Genomic DNA, 899 nt, shown 5'->3' on the forward strand with positions numbered 1-899 from the left:
AGGTTCGGATAGATCGGAAACTTGGCGCAAAGCTCAGCGACTTCGGCTTTGACTTTTGCTTCGACTGCGGCATTGCCTTCTTCGCCATTGGCGGCCAGACCATCGACAACTTCGATGATCCAATCCGCGATTTGACGGAACTCGACTTCTCCAAAACCTCGTGTCGTGCCAGCAGGAGAACCAAGGCGGATGCCGCTGGTGATAGTTGGCTTTTCGGGGTCAAACGGAACGCCGTTCTTGTTGCAGGTGATATGCGCACGACCCAATGCTTTCTCGGTCGCGTTGCCCTTTACACCTTTGGGGCGCAGGTCGACCAGAACAACATGAGTGTCGGTGCCATGGGTCACGGTGTCGAGACCGCCCTTGATCAGTTGATCTGAAAGGGCCTGAGCGTTGACAATAACCTGCTTGATGTAGTCCTTGAACGAGGGCCGCAGCGCCTCGCCAAACGCTACTGCTTTGCCAGCAATCACATGCATCAGCGGACCACCCTGAATACCGGGGAAGATTGCCGAGTTTACCTTTTTCGCGATCGCTTCGTCGTTGGTCAGGATCATGCCGCCGCGGGGGCCGCGCAGCGTCTTGTGCGTGGTGGTTGTCGCGACGTGCGCGTGCGGGAAGGGCGAGGGGTGCTCACCCGCCGCAATCAGTCCTGCGATATGGGCCATATCCACGTGCAGGTACGCACCAACCATATCGGCGATCTCGCGCATGCGGGCAAAATCGATAATACGCGGAATGGCCGAACCGCCCGCGATGATCAGCTTGGGCTGGTGTTCTTTGGCCAGCGCTTCGATCTGATCATAGTCGATCAGATTGTCTTGCTTGCGCACGCCATAGTGGACTGCATTGAACCATTTGCCCGATTGGTTTGGGGCTGCACCGTGGGTCAGGTGACC

Annotated in this window: 1 protein-coding gene; it reads right to left on the reverse strand. The window is 57.4% G+C overall.

Annotated elements, in window-relative coordinates; all coding sequences use genetic code 11:
* Nucleotides 1-899, reverse strand: an 899-nt coding sequence (gene glyA, locus ACR0KN_RS22455) for a serine hydroxymethyltransferase (RefSeq protein WP_480656700.1), incomplete at both ends; no start/stop codon positions are given.

The organism is Ruegeria sp. AP7 (assembly GCF_056539905.1).